Raw genomic sequence first — 4,475 nt, forward strand, 5'->3', positions numbered from 1 at the left:
TGTCCAGGATGTCAGCAGCGCCCCAGACGTACCGAGAAGTCCGACAGCCTCCTAGCCGCGCCGGGTCCCGGATGCTGCAAAAGGGAAATGGGGTGGTGGCCGCGCGTACGTTCCGGCCTGCAGCCGACGCGCTCGGGTCGCCGCGCGCTACGCGCCGCTGGTCACGACGCTGGTGCGGTTGCCCGCCGCGTCATAGCTGTACGTGATCACGACAGCGTTGCTGTAGGTGGCTTTCTTGAGCGAACCTTCCCCGCGAATCCTGGCCCCAAGCAGCCGCAGCGCGTTGCCGAAATCCAGCGCAAGTACCTGCGCCCGGCGGGGCCCCGGCCAGGCTGACCGGATCAAGCGGCGGCGCTGTCTGCGCAGACCACGACGACGCTTGTCTGTTCCTGCCCAGCCGCGGCCGACTCGCGACGCTTCTTGAGCTTCTTCAGGGCGTAGGCGACCTGCTCGGGTGTTACTTCCCCTTCAGCCTCGCCGGCCAGGTTGAAGCGTGCACCGCCTGCTGCGACGGCCTCGAAGTAGGCGTTGGAGGTGGCCCACGCGGACAGCGCCAGCTTGAGCGGGATGCAGCCCAGCGGCAGGCGGCCAGCCTTGCGCTCCGCGTCGAGCACCTTGCTGGTGCCGATGGCCATCGGCCGCACGCTGGTGAAGAGGCCGGGGAAGTGCTCGGCGAGCACCCGAAGCGCGGCATCGGCCTTGGCCGCCTGGCGGCGCTGGCGCTCGGCGTTGCTCAAGCGCTCCTGCGGGGGGCTGGCGGGCGGCATGTCCCCGGTAGTCACCTTTTCCTCTTGCGATGGCGCCGCTGCCTGCGGCCGGGCCTTGAGCCTGAGGACTGGCCTGTCTGCCTGTGTTTCAGCGATGGCCGGCGCTGGTGACGCCTGGCGCTGTTCGTTGCCGACGATCACGACGCGGCGCTGCTTGCGATGGATGACGGGTTCGGTACTCATCGTGGTGAGGGCGTGCTGCCCGAATATTCAAGCTGTCATTTGAGGACGGCAACGGGTTCCATCACGGTGGTTCCTGTGTGCTCATGCAGCTGATGCTGTCCGGCCGTGCTCGCCAGTTGGCCACCATGTGCCGCCACGGGCATCGCTGCGCCGAGCACATGCACGCATCCAGCCTGACGTCTGGTGGGCCCCCGATTGCGAGGCACTGTGCTGTCGTAGCTCGGACCTCGATTCGCATGGGGCGGCAGTATGCCGCGCTGGACGAGCGACTTTGCCAGATGAACCGCCCGCCATCACGGCAGCCATCGCCCCATGGCGTCACCAGCGACCGGGGGCCGGACCTGCCACGGGCACAATGGCGCCGCCCGCCAGGCGCGCGCATGCGCTTGGCGGGGCACCGCCTTCGCTGTCCTGATCAAGCCGTGCGCAACCCTTCCGCCCCATCCGCCGCGCCGCTGGAACACCTCGCCGGCCTGGTCGAGCGCGTAACCTTCCACAACGCCGACAACGGCTTCTGCGTCCTGCGCCTGAAGGTCAAGGGCGAGCGCGACCTCGTCACGCTCATCGGCCACGCCCCGGCGGTGACACCCGGCGAGTACGCGTCAGCCTCCGGGCACTGGGTCACCGATCGCGAGCACGGCCGGCAGTTCCGCGCCGTGTTCGTCAAGATCGCACCGCCCACCACCCTGGCCGGCATCGAGCGCTATCTCGGCTCCGGCATGGTCAAGGGCATCGGCCCGGTCTACGCCGGCCGGCTCGTGCAGGCCTTCGGTGCCGACGTATTCGACGTCATCGAGCGCACGCCCGAGCGGCTGCGCGAAATCCATGGCATCGGCGACAAGCGCGCGCGCAAGATCATCGGTGGCTGGGCCGACCAGAAGGTGATCCGCGAGATCATGGTGTTCCTGCATGCGCACGGCGTCTCCACGTCGCGTGCCGTGCGCATCTTCAAGACCTACGGTGCCGACGCCATCGAGATGGTGCGCGCCGACCCGTACCGGTTGGCGCGCGACATCCGCGGCATCGGTTTCCTGTCGGCCGACACCATCGCCCAGAAGCTGGGCATCGCCCGCGACTCCCCGCTGCGCGCCCGCGCGGGCGTCTCCCATGCGCTGGCCGAGGCCGCAGCCGAAGGCCATTGCGGCTTGCCACACGCCGAACTCGTGCCGCTGGCGGTGAAGCTGCTGGAGATACCTGCGGACGTCATCGAGGCCGCGATCGCGCAGGAGATCGAGGACGGGGTGCTCGTGCCCGAGACCATCGACTCCCAGCCGTGCGTGTTCCTCGCGCCGCTGCACCAGGCCGAGCGCTCCATCGCCGCCCAGGTCGTGCGGCTGAAGACGCAAGCCGCGCCGTGGCCGGCCATCGACGCCGACAAGGCCATGGCATGGGTCCAGCGCAGGCTGGGCATCGAGCTGGCCCAGAGCCAGCAGGCGGCGCTGCGGCTGGCGCTGTCGTCCAAGCTACTGGTCATCACCGGCGGCCCCGGCGTGGGCAAGACCACGCTGGTCAACTCGATCCTGACCATCCTGCGCGCCAAGGAGGTTCACGCCTTGGCCGCCGCGCCCACCGGGCGAGCGGCCAAGCGGCTGTCGGAGTCCACCGCCCTGGAGGCCCGCACCATCCACCGGCTGCTGGAGGTCGATCCGCGCAACGGCCAGTTCAAGCACAACGAGGATTCACCCCTGCAGTGCGACCTGCTGGTGGTGGACGAGTGCTCGATGATCGACGTGCCGCTGGCCAACCATCTGCTCAAGGCCGTCGCGACGCGCTCGGCGGTGATCTTCGTCGGCGACGTGGACCAGTTGCCCTCGGTCGGGCCGGGCCAGTTCCTGGCCGATCTCATCGCCAGCGGCGCCGTGCCCGTGGTGCGGCTCACCGAGGTGTTCCGCCAGGCGGCGAGCTCGCGCATCGTGCGCGCGGCGCACCAGGTCAACCAGGGCCACTTTCCCTCGCTGCCGGCCAAGGGCGAGCCCTCGGACTTCTACTTCGTGCCGGTAGAGGATGCCGAGGCGATCGCCCCGACGGTCGTAGACCTCGTGGCCGAGCGGCTGCCCAGGAAGTTCGACTTCGACCCCGTGCGCGACATCCAGGTGCTGTGCCCGATGAACCGGGGCGCCACGGGCGCGCGCGGCATCAACCCGCTGCTGCAGGACAGGCTCAACCCGCCGGGCCCGGCCAGCGTCACCAAGTTCGGCAACACCTTGGGCGTCGGCGACAAGGTCATGCAGATGGAGAACAACTACGACCGCGACGTCTACAACGGCGACATCGGCCTGGTGGCGCAGATCGATCCCGAGGAGCAGGAGCTGGTGGTGGAGTTCGACGGCCGACCAGTCATCTACCCGTGGGCCGAGCTCGACGAGCTGACGCTGTGCTACGCCACGACGATCCACAAGTCGCAGGGCTCCGAGTACCCGGTGGTCGTGATCCCGGTGTCCACCCAGCACTTCATGATGCTCAAGCGCAACCTCGTCTACACCGGCATCACCCGGGGCAAGTGGCTGGTGGTGCTGGTGGGCCAGAAGCGCGCGCTGGCCATGGCGGTCAAGGGCCGGCAGACCCGGCGGCGCTGGTCCAAGCTGCGCGAGCGCCTGGCTTGAGCGTACAGCCAAGCGCCCAGCGGTCCACCCTGTTGCCGCGCGGCGGCTATAGCCAACGCCCTGCCCGTCGTCGAGCCGCTCCACAGGGGCCGTGCCGTCAGCCCTGCGCCTCGCCCGTGATCTCGACCAGCACCACTTCCCAGCGGTCCACCTTGAGGGCGTCCTGGTAGGCCGGCGCGGTCTGCACGCGGCTGCGCGCCATGATGCCGGTGACGACGGCGTTGAAGCAGGTACCGTCAGGCAGCGCCGCGGCCTCGGCCGAGCACTCGAAGATCCACTCCACTACTTCGGCAGGTGGCACCTGCGTGGCGGCGCTGGCCTGGGCCATCTCGTCCACCGCCACGTGAAGGGCCGCCCAGAAGGGGTTGGCCGGCTGCCGCGACTGCTGGCCCCGCAGCCAACGCAGCAGGTTCAGCCGCCCGTCGGCATCGGTGAACGCCTGGCTGGCGCGGCCGAGCAGGTCGATCGCGTCCTGTAGCAGCTGCTCAAAGTCCACCGGGCCCTGGCGCTCGGCGCCGGCGAGGCTCGTGCCCGTGAGGCGCAGCGCCATGGCGTGGTAGGTCAGCACGGTCACGCCGCGCACGTCGTCGCCCACGAGGGCCAGCAGCCGCCGGCGCAGCTCCAGCGCGGCGTGGCGGTTGAAGGCCAGCGCGATGATGTGGGCGCTCGGCACGCGGAGCACGCGCAGCAGCCACGCGATGCGGTGCACGATGACGCGCGTCTTGCCCGAGCCTGGGCCCGCGAGCACCAGGTGGTTGCCACGCTCGGGTTTGCGAACCAGGCCCTCCTGCACCGGAGGCCGCAGTGCATCAACGATGCGCCGGTACGACTCGTCGGTGGTGGCCAGGTCCAGCACCTCGGCGCGCCCGCGAAACCCTACAGTTGTAGTTGCTGGAAGAGCGTGCGCCGGCGGTGGCATGCA

Annotated in this window: 4 protein-coding genes; 1 reads left to right on the forward strand and 3 read right to left on the reverse strand. The window is 69.6% G+C overall.

The annotated features are described in order from the left end of the window. Positions 1-147: 147 nt before the first annotated feature. A complete protein-coding gene (locus Q0741_RS28920) occupies positions 148-345 on the reverse strand; it encodes a hypothetical protein (protein WP_367184168.1) in 198 nt (65 codons plus the stop codon). After that, complete coding sequence (locus Q0741_RS23490; protein ID WP_298235620.1) at positions 342-908, reverse strand: ProQ/FINO family protein; 567 nt, start codon at positions 906-908, stop codon at positions 342-344. Before Q0741_RS23490 ends, Q0741_RS28920 begins: the two co-directional genes overlap by 4 nt. Positions 909-1,372: 464 nt before the next feature. Between Q0741_RS23490 and Q0741_RS23495 the strand changes: the two genes are divergently transcribed. After that, the gene (locus tag Q0741_RS23495) at positions 1,373-3,553 is read left to right on the forward strand and encodes an ATP-dependent RecD-like DNA helicase (protein WP_298235621.1); all 2,181 of its coding nucleotides are present in this window, start codon (positions 1,373-1,375) and stop codon (positions 3,551-3,553) included. A gap of 97 nt (positions 3,554-3,650) precedes the next feature. Here the strand turns inward: Q0741_RS23495 and Q0741_RS23500 are convergent. Then, the coding region (locus tag Q0741_RS23500) for a UvrD-helicase domain-containing protein (RefSeq protein WP_298235622.1) at positions 3,651-4,475 on the reverse strand (825 nt) is incomplete at its 5' end.

The organism is uncultured Azohydromonas sp. (assembly GCF_937926365.1).
Taxonomy (GTDB): domain Bacteria; phylum Pseudomonadota; class Gammaproteobacteria; order Burkholderiales; family Burkholderiaceae_C; genus Azohydromonas.